17 protein-coding genes and 1 pseudogene are annotated in these 16,792 nt (G+C 58.3%); 11 read left to right on the top strand and 7 right to left on the bottom strand.

Going from position 1 to position 16,792, the window contains the following annotated elements:
• The first annotated feature begins 100 nt into the window (after positions 1-100).
• Positions 101-727: a hypothetical protein gene (locus tag AC1RUK_RS30545; protein WP_481839349.1), complete on the top strand. Its 627-nt coding sequence runs from the start codon at positions 101-103 to the stop codon at positions 725-727.
• 345 nt (positions 728-1,072) lie between these two features.
• On the opposite strand, the gene AC1RUK_RS30550 is transcribed toward AC1RUK_RS30545, so the two are convergent.
• A complete protein-coding gene (locus tag AC1RUK_RS30550; RefSeq protein WP_481837641.1) occupies positions 1,073-2,404 on the bottom strand; it encodes an IS1182 family transposase in 1,332 nt (443 codons plus the stop codon).
• A 97-nt stretch (positions 2,405-2,501) separates the two neighbouring features.
• Here AC1RUK_RS30550 and AC1RUK_RS30555 point away from each other — a divergent pair, with 97 nt between their 5' ends.
• Positions 2,502-3,224 (top strand): DUF899 family protein, encoded by a 723-nt coding sequence (locus AC1RUK_RS30555; RefSeq protein WP_481837640.1) that lies wholly within the window; start codon positions 2,502-2,504, stop codon positions 3,222-3,224.
• A 145-nt stretch (positions 3,225-3,369) separates the two neighbouring features.
• On the opposite strand, the gene AC1RUK_RS30560 is transcribed toward AC1RUK_RS30555, so the two are convergent.
• Together AC1RUK_RS30560 and AC1RUK_RS30565 are read right to left on the bottom strand one after the other, a co-directional pair.
• Complete coding sequence (locus AC1RUK_RS30560; RefSeq protein WP_481837639.1) at positions 3,370-3,894, bottom strand: hypothetical protein; 525 nt, start codon at positions 3,892-3,894, stop codon at positions 3,370-3,372.
• A gap of 96 nt (positions 3,895-3,990) precedes the next feature.
• On the bottom strand, positions 3,991-4,791 hold the full coding sequence (locus AC1RUK_RS30565; RefSeq protein WP_481837638.1) for a TIGR02391 family protein: 801 nt from the start codon (positions 4,789-4,791) through the stop codon (positions 3,991-3,993).
• 199 nt (positions 4,792-4,990) lie between these two features.
• Between AC1RUK_RS30565 and AC1RUK_RS30570 the strand changes: the two genes are divergently transcribed.
• The 4 genes from AC1RUK_RS30570 to AC1RUK_RS30585 all read left to right on the top strand — a co-directional run bounded on the left by AC1RUK_RS30570 (position 4,991) and on the right by AC1RUK_RS30585 (position 8,641).
• Complete coding sequence (locus AC1RUK_RS30570) at positions 4,991-5,935, top strand: ABC-three component system protein (RefSeq protein WP_481837637.1); 945 nt, start codon at positions 4,991-4,993, stop codon at positions 5,933-5,935.
• Positions 5,932-6,183 carry an ABC-three component system middle component 6 gene (locus tag AC1RUK_RS30575; RefSeq protein ID WP_481837636.1) on the top strand — a complete coding sequence of 84 codons (252 nt, stop codon included), beginning with the start codon at positions 5,932-5,934 and terminating at the stop codon, positions 6,181-6,183. The genes AC1RUK_RS30570 and AC1RUK_RS30575 overlap by 4 nt, the downstream gene beginning before the upstream one ends.
• Positions 6,180-7,943, top strand: a complete 1,764-nt coding sequence (locus tag AC1RUK_RS30580) for an ABC-three component system protein (protein ID WP_481837635.1) — start codon at positions 6,180-6,182, stop codon at positions 7,941-7,943. The genes AC1RUK_RS30575 and AC1RUK_RS30580 overlap by 4 nt, the downstream gene beginning before the upstream one ends.
• Positions 7,944-8,287: 344 nt before the next feature.
• The gene (locus AC1RUK_RS30585; RefSeq protein ID WP_481839628.1) at positions 8,288-8,641 is read left to right on the top strand and encodes a YncE family protein; all 354 of its coding nucleotides are present in this window, start codon (positions 8,288-8,290) and stop codon (positions 8,639-8,641) included.
• Between the two features lie 303 nt (positions 8,642-8,944).
• Here AC1RUK_RS30585 and AC1RUK_RS30590 read toward each other — a convergent pair whose 3' ends face one another.
• From AC1RUK_RS30590 to AC1RUK_RS30605, 4 genes are all read right to left on the bottom strand, one after another.
• The gene (locus AC1RUK_RS30590; RefSeq protein WP_481837634.1) at positions 8,945-9,988 is read right to left on the bottom strand and encodes a hypothetical protein; all 1,044 of its coding nucleotides are present in this window, start codon (positions 9,986-9,988) and stop codon (positions 8,945-8,947) included.
• Positions 9,989-10,463: 475 nt separating this feature from the next.
• Positions 10,464-11,573 (bottom strand): nucleotidyltransferase family protein, encoded by a 1,110-nt coding sequence (locus tag AC1RUK_RS30595; RefSeq protein ID WP_481837633.1) that lies wholly within the window; start codon positions 11,571-11,573, stop codon positions 10,464-10,466.
• 496 nt (positions 11,574-12,069) lie between these two features.
• A complete protein-coding gene (locus AC1RUK_RS30600; protein WP_481837632.1) occupies positions 12,070-12,315 on the bottom strand; it encodes an antitoxin VbhA family protein in 246 nt (81 codons plus the stop codon).
• Between the two features lie 285 nt (positions 12,316-12,600).
• Positions 12,601-12,870 (bottom strand): hypothetical protein, encoded by a 270-nt coding sequence (locus tag AC1RUK_RS30605; protein WP_481837631.1) that lies wholly within the window; start codon positions 12,868-12,870, stop codon positions 12,601-12,603.
• Between the two features lie 626 nt (positions 12,871-13,496).
• Between AC1RUK_RS30605 and AC1RUK_RS30610 the strand changes: the two genes are divergently transcribed.
• From AC1RUK_RS30610 to AC1RUK_RS30630, 5 genes and pseudogenes are all read left to right on the top strand, one after another.
• On the top strand, positions 13,497-13,736 hold the full coding sequence (locus AC1RUK_RS30610; RefSeq protein WP_481837630.1) for a multiubiquitin domain-containing protein: 240 nt from the start codon (positions 13,497-13,499) through the stop codon (positions 13,734-13,736).
• Between the two features lie 2 nt (positions 13,737-13,738).
• Positions 13,739-14,167, top strand: a complete 429-nt coding sequence (locus AC1RUK_RS30615) for an E2/UBC family protein (RefSeq protein ID WP_481837629.1) — start codon at positions 13,739-13,741, stop codon at positions 14,165-14,167.
• Complete coding sequence (locus tag AC1RUK_RS30620; protein WP_481837628.1) at positions 14,164-15,618, top strand: HesA/MoeB/ThiF family protein; 1,455 nt, start codon at positions 14,164-14,166, stop codon at positions 15,616-15,618. The genes AC1RUK_RS30615 and AC1RUK_RS30620 overlap by 4 nt, the downstream gene beginning before the upstream one ends.
• 208 nt (positions 15,619-15,826) lie before the next feature.
• Positions 15,827-16,066, top strand: coding sequence for a ubiquitination-like system serine protease family protein (locus AC1RUK_RS30625; RefSeq protein ID WP_481840323.1), 240 nt, complete (start codon positions 15,827-15,829; stop codon positions 16,064-16,066).
• A gap of 430 nt (positions 16,067-16,496) precedes the next feature.
• Positions 16,497-16,613 (top strand): annotated as a pseudogene (locus AC1RUK_RS30630) (DUF2312 domain-containing protein); the annotation flags it as partial.
• Positions 16,614-16,792: the final 179 nt, after the last annotated feature.

Genomic DNA, 16,792 nt, shown 5'->3' on the forward strand with positions numbered 1-16,792 from the left:
CCTCAGCCGGTTGGAGTTGTTAATTAGCGGATGTGCATATTGTTCCAACTATGGGAGCCAGTGCATGGCACCCTTGGCGTTGAAGAACTATCTAACAGCTATGCCCGCGCACCCGAAAATAGATGAGACTGCGAAGCTAATAGGCGAGTGGCCGCTCTCCCCGGCGGCAACTCTTGGATCGTCGGTCAGGGCCAGGGGCATCTTTCTGGAAGTGCGAGCCCGTCTTCCGGTGACCTCCAAGAAGCTGCTCCATATCGAGTCTAGGGTACTGACCTTGCGCCTGCCGGAGGGTGTCGAAGCGGACGTGCGGAAGGCAGCTGCCATCGTATCGCAGGCAATGCACGATATCGAAAATCTGCCTGTTATCCCCCGTGAGGTCGAGGACATTCTGACGATCAAGTCATCCGAACGTCACCGCTGGCTGAAGGACGGCCGCTTGCAGAGCGCCGGGACAAGGACGGTGAAACTTCGCGGTCGTGCGCGGAAGATCACGTTTCACGTATTCAACCCGCGTCATATCGAGGATCTGCTAGACCGTGACCTAGTTACAGTCTGGCGTGAGGAAGACGCTGCGACGGCTGCCGCGAATAGGCGACGAGCGGCCGGGAAGGCGGCTATGAAGCGCGCTCAAAGGAGTGGTCAAGGCAACGAGCGCCCCGCCGCTGAGGTTTCAGGGCGGAAACCAGTTGGCTGGGACGAGTTTGAAAGCGAAGGGTTGCTGCGGTGATTGAAGAATAGCGAGTTGCTGCTTGCGGCAGCAGTTTGGAAGTCGCCTTCGGAGTCATCAGTGGCCGGATGCCTTCATTCAGGAAGGGCAGCTGCCTTGTCGAAATCACCGAAAAAACGAGCCATCTCCTTTCTGCCCCCGTCGAGCGCAGAGCGCACCGGACAAGATGAAAACTGCGCACCGCTATGTCATTGTCAACTCACTATAATTTTTGTGGCGGCAGTCGTCTTTGGTGGGAATGCGATTTCCGCCTATCGCGCGCTGCAGCGATCCAGGCGGAACCCGAAAGCTAGGAGCCCGTCCAGTTACCTGCGGCGGCGGGCTGTGTCATGAACGATAGCCTGCTCATGCAGCTCTTGCGAGCTTGAGAATGTTGTGGGCGGTGCAGATCATCGCCCATTCGGCGCTCACTTTGGCGATGCCACGCAACAGGAACTGCCTGAACCCTCTTGCCTGCTTGATCTGTCCGAACACCGGCTCCACGATTTGCTTCCTGAGCCTGTACCTGCTTCGCCATCCTGCCCGCTTCAGCTTGTCCCGCATTGCTTTTGTGAGCGGCCCTGCGGTCTGTCGTTTGATGTCGGCGGGGTGTTTGGCTCGCCCGGTTGCGAGGTAGGCCCTGATATCGCGAGCGGCCAAGGCCTCGAGGTTTGCCTCGCTGCAGTAACCGGCATCGGCTGAGGCCTCCTTCGGCTTGCAGCCGAGATTGTCTTCGATCCCATCCACCAGCGGCACCAGTTGATCCTGGTCGCTCATGCCGTGCGTCAGGCCATGGGCCACGATGACCTGCGCCGTGCCATCGACCGCCGCCTGTGCGTTGTAACCCTGGATGTAACCATCCTTGGTCTTCAAGATGCGACTTTGCGGATCGGTGAAGTTGCGTTGCATCTTGCCGTCGGGCTCCTCACGCGGCGGCGCCGGCGTCTTGCCGTTCTTCTTGCGACCTTCCGCCTTGCGCTCCTCTTCCGCCTTTTCCCGGCGCCGCATCTCCTCTTCGGCGGCGGCTTTCGCTTCCGCCTCCAGCTCGGCCTTGGCCGCGCGGATCTTCTGAAGCCGCTTCTGCTTGTCCGCCACCCAATCGGGCATCTCATCGCCACGCTTGCTGCCGTAGAGCTTGTCCTCCTCGGCATCGGCCGCCTCGGCGGCTTTGAGCCAGCGCTCGACCTCGGCCGCAAGCTCTGCTTCCCGCTTCTTCATGCGCGCGTAGCTCATCGCTTTGTGTTTGGACGCGTTCGCCTTGATCTTGGTGCCGTCGAGCGCAACGTGCCCGAGCTTCACCAGGCCGGCCTTCTCGGCCAGCTGCAACACCTGCACGAACAGAGCGGCCAGCGCTTGCAGGTGCCGCCTGCGGAACTCCGAGATCGTGCGGAAATCCGGCACGTCGCCCGCCACGATCATCATGAAATCCGCACGCTCCACCGCCGCCTTGGCGATCCGGCGCGACGAATAGAGGCCGCTCGCATAGCCATGCAGAAGCAGCGCCGTCATCATGCGTGGGTCGAACGGCGGCTGGCCGAGCCCGCTCGTGTAGCTGCCGGTGATCTCGCAAAGATCGAGGCTCTCCCTGACCAGCGCTACGATCAGCCGCGACACGTGGTCCTTGGCCACGTAGTCCTGCACGCTCGGCGGCAGAAGCTGTGGTTCATCGATCTTCCAGGGGCGAAAGTGCTTGCTCATGGCCAAAAACAGAATCAAACTCGCACCCAAAACGCCAGCCACTAATCAGACAGGCTCCTAGTGGCCAGTTGAAAGGGTTTGAACTGGGAGACAAGCAATGGCCGACAGCTCTACCCTGCGACCCGCCACTGAGATCGCTCACAAGAACCGCGCCCGCCAGCCGAACGAGAGCGCCGAGTACCGCAGCGCGCGCGAGGCCCTTCTGGTCGAGGAGATTGAGCTCAACCGCCAGATCGCGCGCGTCGCCGCCCAGCGCCGCGCCTTGCCGCCGGGTGGCGAGGTGAAGGGCGACTATCAGTTCATCGGAGAAGCCAGTAGCGTGACCGGCGCCAATCCAATCGGGTTCGAGGCACTCTTTGGCGATAAGGACACCCTGTTCGTCTACAACTGGATGTACGGTCCCAAGCGCCAGCGCCCTTGCCCCATGTGCACCGCGCTCCTGAGTTGCATGGACGGCAACGCCGATCATCTCCGCCAGCGGATCGCTCTCGCCGTCGTAGGCCTTTCGACCATCGAGCGGCAGATCGCCTTCAAGGTGGAGCGCGGCTGGAAGAACCTGCCGCTCTATGCCGATCTCAACGGGAATTTCAGCCGGGACTACCACGCCATCATGGACGATGGGACCGACACCGCCGCCGAGAACGTCTTCACCCGGCGCGACGGCACCATCCGGCACTTCTGGGGCGCGGAGCTGGGTTTCGAGTCAGCCGATCCGGGCAAGGACCCGACAACCGAGCCGGACCTGATGATGCTATGGAACGTCCTGGACTGGACGCCGGAAGGCCGGGGGACCAACTGGTACCCGAAGATTACTTACTAGCGGTCGTCACGCCCCGGAGACCAGCGCAGGAATGGCCAAAGCCTCTTTTCGTCGTTGAGGATAGAGAAGCTGTATCGGCCATATGCGGTTCGCGTCCCAATGTTCATCGGCTGTGCAGGTAGGGGTCGAGATGGATCCGCCACTATCAGGTCGGGTTCAGAGTATGCCGCAGGTTTCCTAATTCTGAGCGGAGTCGCTGCCCAGCGGCCTGGAGCGTTTTTACCAATCCTTCGGCTTCGTTCTCTTCAATAACAAGAACCGTGCGTTGCGGCTGCTTTGATCGAAACGCAAGTGTCCGCAACACGAGCAACCAACCCCCTTGTTGGTCGAGTACAATTTTGCCGACACCGTGACACAGCGACGCGCGAAGGCTCTCATGGGCACGGAAGGTCGACAATGCTGCTGCGGATGCCTTGCCTTCCAACGCGAAAGCTCCGGCTGGTCCGGTCAAGTTTGCCAACTCCTCGAATCGCTGGCCGACCAGATGGGGCAGTTTCACGACGATGCCCCGCTCCGATACGTTCGCCAGAACCAAAAGCGTATCGCTAACGGCTGCTTCGCTTCGAGCAAATATATCGAGACAGCGTCCACGCCATGCATTTGCTGCCGCCAGAGCACGGGGCCAGTCTGCGTTGTCGACAGCAGGGATAGGGGGCATTTTGATACTCATGTGCGGACGAATGATAGCGGCAGAAGCTTACCCGCACGTTGGCTGTGAACCTAGCGGAAGGCCTCTTTGCGTCAACCGCCGCAATTGCGTGAAGCCTCATGCTCGCGGGGGCATGCTGGCAGCGTCCAGACGACGGTGAATCAACGAAACAAGCGACAGCAAGTCTTCGGCATCCTCCTTCGACATCGTCCAGTTTATCCGCGCCTCGTGTGCCGTGGGATTGCGGAACATCCCGAACGTCCCTTTCAGCAGATTGCCGAAGCCCTTCTGCTCGTCCTGCTCGCTCTTGGTCGCGAGGGCGTTGATTGCCAGCATCGGAGGCATCCCCGAAAACGCCCTGTCGACAAGCACGGCGCCATCGTCATCAAGCCCGGTGCGGGACCGCACCTTGGCGGCGATGCTCTTCACCGCTTCGAGCACGGCGTGGAAATAGTTGTCCTGCAGCAGCTCTTGCCGACAGAACTTCATCACGTCCGGATGCACGCCTCGTGACGCGAGGTCTTCGCGCAGCTCCCGCGCCCGCCGCTCTGCCTGCCCGAGCGTCTCGACCTTTTCTGCCTTCGATAGTTCGCCAGAGGCGGCGACCGAAAGCCCCGTGAACGCGAGCGCCCGATTAAGGTTCGCACGCATTGGTTCGAAGCGCTCAGGCTCGTGGGCAAACCGCGCCGGCTTCATGGCCTTCCGGATGAACCCCATAATGCGAGTGCGATCGCGGCGTGTATTCTGTTCATGGGCGAAGGCGTTGTAGAGGCGGTGACGCTTCGTGATGCCCGGGTCGGTGTCCTTGATGTGGCAGCTCGCCAGAAGGTGACCAATCTCAGGGCCTCTCAATCCCTCCGAAGTATCCGCGAGCGCATCCGCTATGGCCTGCAGCTGTTCCTGGGAAAACGACGCCATGAATCCTCCTCTGATCAACCACACGACGCTAGAGCCGCCCTTCTCCGCGGGAGCGTCCGTTTCAAGTCGTCATACCGCACGCAAAAGGGCATGTAAGAAATCCTGCTTTTTAGGCAAAGCCTCCTATAGCCGTTCCGTTTCCATTTGCGAGTGCTAGACGATACCTGCATCATAACCGCAGGGGTTGGGGGAATCAGACGTGCTGCACTGGAGTTACTGGCTAGTCGCGCTCGAGGCGCGGCTTCGGAAAGCCAACGGAGACGCGTTCCAGACGTTCTTCTCCGCCCTGATGGGGCGTGTCCATGGTGACGCGTTCGTCCCAGTCAGGCCGCATGGAAATCTGGGCGACGGCGGCGTCGACGGCTACTTCTGTTCGGATGACACCGTCTATCAATGTTACGGCGCGCTAGGTGGGTTGGTGCACGACCTCAGCTACGTCCGCGAGAAAATGAAAACCGATTACCAGAAGGCCTTGAACTCAACGAAGGGGATGAAGAGGTGGAGGTTTACTCATAATTTGACTGAAGGCTTGCCGAAGCCCCTTCTCGACACGTTCGAGGAGATCAGGCAAGCCGGCAAAAGCGACGGCATCGAAGTGACGCTTTTCGGCTTTGAAAGCTTTCAGGAACTTCTCGCAAAACTGGACAACGACAACCGCGAAGCGCTCCTCGGGGTTAGGGCGATGCAAGAGGTCGATCGGGTCGCCCTGCCCCGTGAAATCAACAAGCTGATTGGCGATATCATGGGCCAATACGACGGGGACGCAAGCGCGGCCCTTGCCGCGGGTCCTGTTCCCCAGGACAAGCTCGACCTGAACGAAATCCCTCAACACTGGCGAGCGGTCCTGACAGGGTTCTTCGTCCACGCACCTATAGCGGAATACTGTCTGGCGACGTTCGGCGAACATCGGGCTTCGGAGACGGTCCCCGCATTCCTGCGAGCCAGCTACCTGAACCTGAGGAATCAGGGCCTCTCCCCTGCGAGCATACTTCAGGAGCTGAAGACCGAGCTCCTTGGAAGTCTGCCCGGCGGTCCAGATAGCAGCAGGGAAGCAGCAGTGCTGACGCTGCTGGCGAGCATGTTTGAATCCTGCGTGGTTTTCGAGGACAAGAAGTATATTCCTCTCGAGGAACCAGCCCAATGATATTGCCAGGCAAATTTCTCCCGGCCGAACGGTCGCTGATTGTTATTGGCGGCGAGATTCTTGCGCTCGTCCAAGATTCACCGAGGTCGGCCAGCGAAATCTGGGATCATGTCCGAGCGGGTCGTTCGCGCACGACCCCAGTGCTGACTTTCGATTGGTTCGCACTGGCGATTTCCCTGCTCTTCGCGATCGGATCGATCGAAACCAAGGACGGCGTAGTGGCGCTGCGCGCGGAGCGCCGGGCGTGATCAGGGAAATCGGCAGTACCCTTGCTACATTCAAAGGCCTCCGATTCCACCCTGGCCTGAACATCCTGCTTGCCGACCGTCATGAAATGTCTTCGGAGACGCAGACGCGAAACGGCTCCGGCAAGTCGAGCCTGGTCGAGATAGTCCACTTCCTGCTCGGCGGGTCCGTAGGTAGGGAATCTCTCTTCAGGGCGTCGCCCGTCGATGCTGAATCCTTCTGGGGCGTGTTTCAGTTCAATGGCATCGAGGTCCGCGTCGAGCGAAGCGCTTCCGACCCGAAACGAGTATTCGTTGAATTCGAGCACCCTTCGCGCAACGCGCTAGAATTCGAGCCAGATGCCGCCTCTGGACGCGAATACATTTCTCTCGACGACTGGCGCCGTTGGCTAGGACATGTCGTCTTCAAGCTCCCGCTCTTTCCCGTCCCGCCATTCGACAAGGCTTTCGCGCCATCGTTTCGTTCGCTGTTCGGCTATTTTGCGCGCCGGCGCCAAGACGGCGGGTTTTCGGCACCTGACAAATACGCGACAGCGTTGGGTACAGGCACTTCGCAGATCGCCCTCTCCTATCTGTTCAGCCTCGATTGGCAGCTCGCGCGCGACTTCGAGCTGGAGCGCGGGAAAAAGAAGGAACATCAGGCGCTGAGCAAGCGCGTGAAGGCGAAGCAGGAGGACGGGCTGGATACCGTCGCACGAATCCGTCACGAGGTGGCGGTCGCCAAGGACAAGGCACAGAAGCTCAAGAAAGACGTAGAGACTTTCCAAGTCGAAGAACACTACGACGAGCTCGCGCGGGAGGCTTCGGCCGCCGCGAACGCTCTTGAGAAGCTCAGTCGCGAGGCCGCCGCCGTGACAAGCACCATCGAACACCTGGAAGCCAGCGTTGCCGATGAGACAGGCACCGATGGCCGGGATCTCGCCAAACTGTATTCCGAAGCTGGCATCCAGTTGCCAAGCAGTGTTGTCCGGACCTTTGACGAAGTACGTGCTTTCCACGCTTCCGTAGTAGCAAACCGACGCTACCATCTCAGCGGCGAGATGGAGCGGAGCCGTTTGCGAGCTGCCAATGTAAAAGCTGAAATGGAAGCGCAGGCAGCTCGCCGTTCCGAAATTCTCGCGACGCTTTCCGGCAAGGGTGCGTTCAAGGACCTCGCGGCAATGCAGAAGCTGCTCGCACAACAGGAGGAAACCGTAGCCCGGCTCGAAAGCCAGTATAAGGAGGCTCAGTCAATCGAGAGCGCGAGCTCAGAGCGCAAAATCGAGAGAGAAAACCTGTTCGCTCGACTCCAAGCCGATTTCAGGGAGAGGGAGCCAATCCTCAACGAGGCACTGTTGGCGGTCGCTGAAGCGAAAGAAGCGCTTTATGCCGACCGATCAGGCGCATTCGAGATTGTCGCGTCGACCAACGGACCTGAGTTCAAGGTCAATATCGAAGGAGACAGGAGCGGTGGCATCTCCAACATGGAGGTATTCTGCTTTGACTACGCGCTCTATCGGCAGGTCACAGAGCGGCTCGGAGGCCCCGGATTCCTGATCCACGACAGCCATCTGTTCGACGGCGTGGACGAACGGCAGGTAACCACTGCGCTCGTCATCGGCTCCGAACAGGCCGACAAGCTCGGCGGCCAGTACATAGTCCTCATGAACTCGGATGAATTCGAGCATTTGTCGTTCCCAAAGGAGTTCGGACTCGAAGGCAAGATACTTCCAGTCCGGCTGCAGGACACGGACAGCGGGGGCCTGTTCGGGATAAGGTTCTGAGGAGTTACCGGAAGAGCGGCGGGTCATATTGCCAATCGGCAATACGTCGGTCGTTAGACCGCCCCACCAGCGTTCCCGCCAATCACAAACGGGACACGGCTGTCGCGCCTTCTCAGCAGCGCGATGGCAAGGAAAGCGATGACCCCGCTCGCGGCAGCGATGACCAAGACCCAGAGAGAATTGGCCACGGATGTCCGTGCCATCTCGCCCTCCCCAAGCTCTTACGGCCGAACGCGGATCACCGTCTTTCCCGCGCGTCGCTCGGTCGAGTTGAAGGTGGCAACGGCATCGTCGAGCCTCGAGGCCTTGCCGCCTGGAAGACACCTTTGGCGGCGAATTTTCCGATGGCGCTCGACAGCACCGATGGACAGCTTGCAATTGTGTTCCGCAGTCCGGCAAAGCTTGCCCCGCTGGATGCCGCGACTGGTGCGGTGACAGCGAGCCTCGATACCTGCGGCGATGCTGACGATGTTTTCTTCGACGGCAAGCGCGATCGAATTTACGTGAGCTGCGGAGACGGCGCGATCGACGTTGTGCTGCGCAGCCCAAAAGGGCTCGCACTGGCCCAACGTGTGGCAACCTCCAGCGGAGCGCGGACTTCGCTCTTCGTACCGGGACTCGATCGCCTCTTTGTTGCCGTGCGTGCTGGATGGCTTGGATCCGAGGCTGCTATCTTCGTATTTCGCCCTTCGCCATGATGGCGATCAGTCCGCGAGCGGTACTGACACGCATGGAAGTGGCTGTCGATCTGACCCACTGTGTTCGGTTGCATCTCGCCCGACCCGTGAGGTCAGATCACGTTCAGCGTCACGGCGGCGAGAAGAAGATAGCGATGGCGACCTGTTTCCTAGCCTCACCAACGAGGTCCCAGGCTCCAACGAAGGCCTCGAAGACGCTCGCGACATTGATGCCATGTGGCGCTCGGCTTGCGGCACCGTCCCGTCGGTTATTCGAGTAAATCCGAACCGGGATCGCGTCTCGGGAGAACAAGCGGCCAGGTACTATTGTCGAAGTCTTGTCTCGATTACCCCGACCTTTTTGATAGCCTCCTCGATGTCCGTCGTGGCAAGGCCAGCTGCCCTTGTTTGGATCTGGATGCCCTTCAGCTTCAATCGGTCATCGGCCGCAACGGCATCAATCGCCCTTTGAATTGCCTCGAACTGTGTCCGCCCATCGATGGTCGATCTCGATTTTTGATCCTCGAAATGCAATTCGGTGTCGTAAGTCAGCGATTGCACCAGGCCGAAGTTGTGACGCTCATGCCATTGAATTCCTGTTGTCATCGGTTTGACTGCCGATGTCCGCGCATTGATGGAAGCGGTATCGAGATGGATATCGATAAGATCCAGCATGTTCTCAATGCTTCTGAGTAACCCGGGTCGGTCAGAAACTTCACGGTGATGGAAGCAGGAGTTGCGAGAGTCTCTAATGCGCTTGAAAGCAGAGATGAAACTAGGTAGCGCAGTAAGCGAAGGGTTATGAACGCGTAGAGATGCCTTGAATGAAACCCAATGTTCCTTAATGAGTTCCTCCAGATCTGAGAGCTTGCTATAGCACAAAAGACTGTGACCATGGGCCTGCTTTACCACAGTTGCGCCCTTTAGGTCGTAGCCGTCGATCCCCTTGAGAAGCTTGTCGATCGCATTCGCCACTGCGGGCGTGAGTTCAACACCGCTGATGTTCGTGACTTGGGCGCATCCTCCGCCACCAATCAGCGTGGTATATACTGGGTCCCACCACTTCTTGACGCCGTAATGTTGCTCCATCCAGGTCGCGAGATGAACGCGATACGCCGCTTCGAATATGCTCAGTGCTGTAAATAGGCGCGCCTGTTCCTCGACTTTCCGGAAATATATGCGGGTCAATTTCGGAAGAAATGGAGGCGCATCCTTACCTGCGGCTTTCAGCCTCTTGGCTGACTTGGCAAAACCTTTCAGCTCTTTGAGGGAGTGGCGTATCAAATCGCTGTTGGCCTGGCGGCAGAATGCATAGTAAGCAGCGGCTTCGGGCGTTGAGATCTCGTGATCCAGATACTCCTTCAGCATGCCCTCTGCGTAGGATTTTATAACGTCTTGCATCGCCTGCTTTTGTGCCTTTTTCTAGTATGAGACCTATGATGGGTATTCGGGGAATGTGCTACTGAAAAGTTGTGCAATGTGGGTTGACGGTCTCGAGCCCCTTATCTATGCTCTTGGTACTCTGTTGCGGTGCCCTCATGAGAGCTGTACGTCGGTGACGACGCGAACGAGTCTAAACAAACCCAAAAGGGCCTCTTCGGAGGCCTTTTTACTTTTCTGGGCTTCGCGGCGATTTGAGGCTCACCGGCCTCGCCGGAGACTGCCTTCCCGTAGTCCACGATCTGGCCGTCCTTGTCCTTCTCCAAGCACTTGAACCCGAGCGTCTTGCCCGTTCATAAGCACGATAGCAGCCCGCACCAGGGAGGGCGGCGCCGAGGCGACGGAACGCATTCGTCGACGACGTGGTTTCCGGTCCCCGTCACATCGTCGACAGGCTGTCCATCTATGGCTTTGGCAGGCCGCCTGTCAGTCCGAAGTCCTCTGGAGATTCGCCAATCTCGATCAAGCCTTGCCGAAGTCCATCTTCCATAAGGCTGCGCTTGTTCTCCCCGACGTAAGAGAGGCCGGCGGTTATTGCTTCGCGCCAGGAAGGGCCGCGACTCCATGCTTCCGCGAAAACCATTCCGAGGTCTCCGTGGCGTCGGGTTTGAAACAAGGCTTCGAAGAGAGATACAGCCTGCGCCGTATCTTTATCTCGCTTGGTGTAGCCGGAAGCATCGTTCCGTCGCCGTGAACTAACGATCAGCTTGTGCACCGCATACCTCTCCGGTGCAGGGACCACAACGGGGACACCGCTTTTGTGGAGCATAACAGTGCGCACCGGATCCCGAATGAGGAAGTCGAGGAACCTGAGGGGCTGGGCTGCGGCCACGCCGAGCGCTGGCATTTTTGTGGCGCGACCTGAATATTCGTCGCTTCCTGTGTTTGGAGTCAAAAACTCGACCTTGAACTTTTTCGCATTTTCGAACTGGGTGCTGGACCTGCCATCCGATTGGTGCGGGATGTCGCGAAACGTCGGATCGATCTTCTTGAGCACTTCCAATATAGGGGGGAGGCTGTCTTCGACGGCGGCGGAAATAGAATGGAACTGGGCGAAATCGGCATCGCCGGTCTGCATGGCCGTCGAAGGGAGACGGACTCCGAGGAGGCCTGAATAGCACTGATAGGCGACGGTCTCGACTAAAACGGCCCTGAGCCTGAACAGCCCAACATTCGAAAGCGCTTCCACAACGTCGCCTGTAAACCGCTCCGGGGAAGGCAAGTAGGCGTTTCTGACCAAAGTCGAAACCAGCTTGCGCCGGCTCTTAAGGTCATTCTTTAGCTCGTTGAACTTCGCAACCCGGCTATTTATCTCTTCGTTGGAACACGGGCCAACGTATTTCCTGAAGGGCTTTCCGTTGACTTCAGTCTGGAAATACCAGAACTCCAGGTTTTTTGCCTTCTGCTTCACGAAAAGCCCGTCAGGCGAAACCTCGGAGGTAAAGGCAGCGTCGAAGGTCCGCTGATCGAGCTCGGCGAACATGGTTCTGTAAACGAGATCGATCTCCTTCATGCAAGAATCTCCGGTTGTACATTTTTCGCAATTTATGTACAACCGTACCGTTACAAGTCAGCAAGATTCAAAGCGGTTGTAAAGTTTTTGCAGAAAGTTTACAGCCGCGCTTCGTTAGGGTCTGAGCGGGAGGCAGGCCGATCTCGCCGGAGGGGGCCTGCTTCAAAACACGCTGACAGTCGCCCCAAACGGACTGGTCTAGATTCGGACGCGGCCGTCCCGCCTCGTCCGCCAATGCAGTGTAGATTGCGCTAGTAGGAAGGCAGCCGATGAGGAAGACCGTGCGATACTCGCCGGCCCAGTCATAGACATCCCGGAAGAGAACCTTGTGGACGGTTCGCCATCCGCGCATGGAAATTTGGATGTTTCGCTGCGAAGCGAATAGTTCCGCTGCCCCACTTCGGCATAATGGTACTCAGCTTCCCGAAGTTCCTCGATCGTCGTCAGGTTGAGCTTGTTTCGAAGGAGCCCTCCAGGGCCTGGAACGAGATATGGGTCAGCCATTCCGTTTCCAGCGGGAATCGATCTCCTTCCGGAACTCCTTGATCGAAATCTCGCCGGAAATGTAACGCTCGCGAAGCGCCTTGAGCGCCGGAGACGGGGTCAGCCCCTCAAACCCTGATATCGCCGCGATCTGCCTCATGTCTTCATGGCGACTATGCTCGCCGAAGCTCCCTGGGTTCAGAGATCCGGAGAGGCGACTATCGTCCATCGATCGATTTTTGATGGCAAGCTTTCCCACCGTTATTTCCTGTTTCGTGTCCAAGCCTCTAACATAAGCGATTGAACCGCAGGAAACAAATGGAGCTTCCTTCAAATCGGGCCTTGGGCAATGCTGTCGCAATAGCCCATCTGTTAAAGCAGTTGATGGTCAACGCATCTTCGCTGGGGCAGGCAAAGTCGCGCAACTTTAGCGTTTAGCACTAACTGTGAAGCCGACAGCCAAGCGTAAGCCGTTTCCGGTTTGGGCCATCAGGATTCTGCAACAGCCACCGGATAGCTCGCCGAGCGCGTATGTCACGCGAATTTAACGTTCCTGAATTCGTAGTTTGGCGATCTCGGTCATCTTCTGTAAAACTGCGGCCCTCTCGTCCTCGGAACCATACATCAGATCATCCAGCAACTCCGACACAGTTCTGCCGCTCTCAACTGCTGCCCTTTCCGTTGCCCGAAAGATATCCAATTTGAAGTGTGGAAAGGGGAGAAGCTTGTCGATCTGCTCTTGCCTAAAGCGCGCAATGACTTCTTCCTCAGATTCACAGAGTCCGAGTTCTTCGAAATCGATTTCATCAGTCACGCCAACGTCCCCGCTTCTAGCCGCATTGCTTCGTTCTGCGGTGTGGTACCTACCCCGTTGCGGCATCTTCAAGAAAGGCTGACACCGACCATCGACGCGCGCAATGCCGAACGCGGAGATCGCGCCGAAAGAATTCAGCCATGGTTGCTAGGAGGTGACTGCGGCTCGAACGCCGGATAACCGCAAAAGCGGTTAAGACATGGACGACTGTCGAGCGCCACCAGCAATTCCCCACACGTGACCGATTTCACCGACCACGAGCGTTCGAAACCGAAATCCTAACGTCATTCATCGAGTGGGTTGTGATCTATCTGGATTCAGTTGAGCATCGGTATCGAACATGCGTAAAGGCAGAGATCGGCTCCGACTTGAGGCGCGTTGCCGCCCGGTAGCATTTGGGGCCGGACTCCACCGGTCCGCTTTGCAGTTCGAGGAAAGTGGAAAGCGGCCGTCAGATCCGAGCCTTGGTGGGCAGTTGGTCCAACGATGGCCCCGCACTCGTTCACGATCTGTTCAAGTGCGCCATTTGAACCTATACTTGGCACTTGATTCGCCAGTGTGGGGGCAATCACGCGCTTCGTTGTAACTGCAACTAATGCTCTCTAGATGGGAGCAGGAGAATAATCATGGCTAAGCAATATCAATTCAAGATCGAAGACGAGACCTATCACTGGGAAGAGCAGTTCATCACTGGCGCACAGGTGAGGCAGGTCGGACCAGGCATCCCCGAGGGCATGGACCTGTACGTTAAAATCCGCAATCTCCCCGGCCGTCCAGTTGCTGACGACGAGAAGATCGACCTCGCAGAGCCGGGTATCGAGAAGTTCTATGCTCAGGATGCCAGCTCCGAGGCAGGCAACTCCTAGCCATGGCGCTCCTCTTCGATGAAGACTACCAGATACTCAAAGATACAGGTCTGACGTTCACCGAGAACGAGGCATCACGCTTTTTTATATTCCGCGATTTTCCACTGCCCGAACACGTCTACACCGCGAACGGGCAGGTGCGCGCGACCGTTGATGTGCTCTACGCCATTCCGCCCGACTACAACACGTCGGGCGGTGATATGTTCTGGGTTCACCCGCAGCTCGCGCGTGCCGACAGCAAGCCAATTCCAAACATCGGCACGGCAGGTCCGAACCAGGATTCGCGTACTTATGCCGGCGTCGAATACACACGTTGGTCACGTCACTGGCACCAGCCCGGTGTCAGATGGAAGCCAAAGGCCGACAATATTCGAACCATCATTGACCGCATCATGTGGGCGTTCACCTATCCGGATGCGAAGCGCCCATGAGCGGACATCGGATCACATTGCTTGGCACGCAGCACGAACGTCTGCGTACATGGTTCAACGGTCATCCAGAAGGCCATGAGCGCGGGGCGGTCATCCTGTTCCGCCGCTTCGAGCGCAATCATGCGGGCCTTCGGCCGTCAATCAGATTCGTCTGTGTCGACATCATTGAGATGCAAGGCGACTGGATACTCGACAGCTCGCCCGTGCACCTGCGCGTCAACCTTCGCAAGATGCAGGACATCTACTTTCGCTGCGAGCACGAAGGCCTCGAACTCGGGTTCGCGCACAATCACCCCGGCGGGTTCCTCGAGTTCTCGGAAAAGGATGAGGATAACGAGCAGCGCATCTTGAAGGGTTATGCCGGCTGCAACGGCAAGTCTGTTGCACTTGTTGCGCTACTTTGGGTTGAGGATCGATGGCGCGCTCGCATACGACGGGGCGACGCACCGCTGCAGACAGAAGCTGTGCGGCACGTGGCGGTGCTCGGCACCAACCTGGACATGCATATCAACGGCGAGGAGAGCACACCTTCCGAGGCCCTCAAGCGTCAAGCGGCGGCTTTCGGCGCACCGTTCAATCGCAAGCTCCAGTCGCTTCGTGTGGCCGTTGTTGGTGTAGGCGGCACCGGCTCCTCGGTTGCGACGCTATTGGCCCGCGCAGGCGTAGGCGAGCTCGTCTTGATTGACGGCGACGTGCTTGAGAGTACCAATCTCAACCGCGTCCGCGGCTATCGCACCCAGGATGTGAAGCGCAACAAGGCCGAGGTACTGACCGCCTACATTCGGTCCCTAGGGTTGCCTGGCGTTACCGTGGCGGCTATTGGTGAGTATCTGGAGAAGTCGCCGGATGCCATTGACGCGATTTCCGGTGCCGACGTGATCTTCGGATGCACGGACGACGTTGCAGGGCGCGATCTCCTCAATCAGAGCACCTACTACTATGCCCTGGCATTCATCGACGTCGGTCTCACCGGCAAGATCGACACCCGCGCCGACGGAGAACCGTATCTCCGGGACCATCGCGGGCGCATCAGCCGCATCCTCCCGGAAGACGGCAAATGTCTCCGCTGCCAGAAGGTAGTGACCCAACAGAAACTCGACTATGAGCGCGAACTGAGAGCGCGCCCCGAGCTTGCGGAACTCGACAAGGAAACGCTCAAACAGGAATACTATCTGGTCGGCGGCGGGGAGCAGGCGCCAGGGGTGGGACCGTTTACGAGCGCGTCAGCGGACACCGCAGTTGCTACACTGATGGACCTCATACGGCCGTTTCGTAAGATGCCAAGCGACCTATTGAGGGACAATGTCTGGTACGACTTCGTTCACATGGTCATCCATAGCAACGCGCACCCGGATGATCCCGACTGTTTCTGCTGCGGTCCTGAAGGAATCAAACTCAAGCGTGAGCGTGGCTACCGGCTCGATATGCCGGCGCTCGGGAAGATCACCTAACACCATGTTCAAGTGGCTCGCAGATAGATTTCGTGCGTTTCTAGATAGTCTGTCGCAGCAGGAAGGTTCCGTTGGGCCTAGGGCTGAACCACCGCCACCAGCTGTCTATTTCGAAAGCTGTGAGGTCGTTACCAAGACGCCTGCGAATGCATCCATCGGCCCCCGGCAACTCATCAATGTCGTCTATCATAACAAGCCCCTCTGGACCATGTTCCGTTGCCCGTGCGGTTGTGGCGATGTGATTTCTTTGCCCATGCAGCCGCCACACAACCCACGATGGCGCCTATCATTGAGTGCAGCTGGCCGTGCGACACTTTCACCCTCGGTGTGGCGCAACAGGGGTTGCATGAGCCACTTCTGGATCAGGGACGGCCGCGTGTACTGGACACGAGATACAGGAACGGAACCTTGGGTGGCTCAACCTGATAGGTACTCCAAGCGCGCTTAACTTGGACGGCCATTGCGGAATTTACATGCCATGCATATCCGTGGGTCCGGTATTAGCGCACCTAAGCGCTGCCGGCGCGCCCGTTATGATGGGGGCCGCTTTCAGAAACGCTGAAGGTGGTCTTCAACGACCGAATTAAGGCGCAAAGCTGACGTTCACTTGAACAATTTTCGCTGACCGCAGGCATTCCAGAACTTCGCGTCGATTCCAGATGTTTCGCGATCGCGGACCCAGTCGTCTACCGGAAGCTCTTAGGCGTTCTGCATGCGGGGGGCGGCTACAGCGTTGTTTGGTTACGCGCCGCCCCCCGCAGACTTGCGTCGGTGTCGCCTTGACGTGAAGAGTGCACAGACGGATTCGGCTGCGTTGCTCGGCTTTGGAGGGGCGGGATGCATGAGGATTAGGCGACAGATTCACGTAGGGGCGAAAAGGTTTCGACACCAAGGCGATGCGCTCGATCATCCGGCTGCGCAAGAAGGACCAGGCTGAGCGGCAGGAAGAGGAAAGCATCCTCGATCTGTACAAAGCCGCTCTCGGCATGGTGTAAGAACCGGCCCGGCCCTTTCCTTTTAACACAGGCGCGGCGCTGCCAGCCTCGCCTCGCGTCTTCCCGGGAATTGCCTTAAGCCCGGAAGACGCATCTGTCGCGACATGATGAGCAGCGGCGGGCACCGTCGCTGACATCGCCGCAGACATCGTCAAGGCGTGCCTCGCCGGCGCGAGGCC

This window comes from Mesorhizobium monacense, from assembly GCF_056781675.1.

Excerpts from the sequence above, each read along its gene's own strand:
- AC1RUK_RS30545 (WP_481839349.1), top strand. The coding sequence starts at position 101 with ATGCCCGCGCACCCGAAAATAGATGAGACTGCGAAGCTAATAGGCGAG.
- AC1RUK_RS30550 (WP_481837641.1), bottom strand. The coding sequence starts at position 2,404 with ATGAGCAAGCACTTTCGCCCCTGGAAGATCGATGAACCACAGCTTCTG.
- AC1RUK_RS30555 (WP_481837640.1), top strand. The coding sequence starts at position 2,502 with ATGGCCGACAGCTCTACCCTGCGACCCGCCACTGAGATCGCTCACAAG.
- AC1RUK_RS30560 (WP_481837639.1), bottom strand. The coding sequence starts at position 3,894 with ATGAGTATCAAAATGCCCCCTATCCCTGCTGTCGACAACGCAGACTGG.
- AC1RUK_RS30565 (WP_481837638.1), bottom strand. The coding sequence starts at position 4,791 with ATGGCGTCGTTTTCCCAGGAACAGCTGCAGGCCATAGCGGATGCGCTC.
- AC1RUK_RS30575 (WP_481837636.1), top strand. The coding sequence starts at position 5,932 with ATGATATTGCCAGGCAAATTTCTCCCGGCCGAACGGTCGCTGATTGTT.
- AC1RUK_RS30585 (WP_481839628.1), top strand. The coding sequence starts at position 8,288 with ATGGCGCTCGACAGCACCGATGGACAGCTTGCAATTGTGTTCCGCAGT.
- AC1RUK_RS30590 (WP_481837634.1), bottom strand. The coding sequence starts at position 9,988 with ATGCTGAAGGAGTATCTGGATCACGAGATCTCAACGCCCGAAGCCGCT.
- AC1RUK_RS30595 (WP_481837633.1), bottom strand. The coding sequence starts at position 11,573 with ATGAAGGAGATCGATCTCGTTTACAGAACCATGTTCGCCGAGCTCGAT.
- AC1RUK_RS30610 (WP_481837630.1), top strand. The coding sequence starts at position 13,497 with ATGGCTAAGCAATATCAATTCAAGATCGAAGACGAGACCTATCACTGG.
- AC1RUK_RS30615 (WP_481837629.1), top strand. The coding sequence starts at position 13,739 with ATGGCGCTCCTCTTCGATGAAGACTACCAGATACTCAAAGATACAGGT.
- AC1RUK_RS30620 (WP_481837628.1), top strand. The coding sequence starts at position 14,164 with ATGAGCGGACATCGGATCACATTGCTTGGCACGCAGCACGAACGTCTG.
- AC1RUK_RS30625 (WP_481840323.1), top strand. The coding sequence starts at position 15,827 with ATGTTCCGTTGCCCGTGCGGTTGTGGCGATGTGATTTCTTTGCCCATG.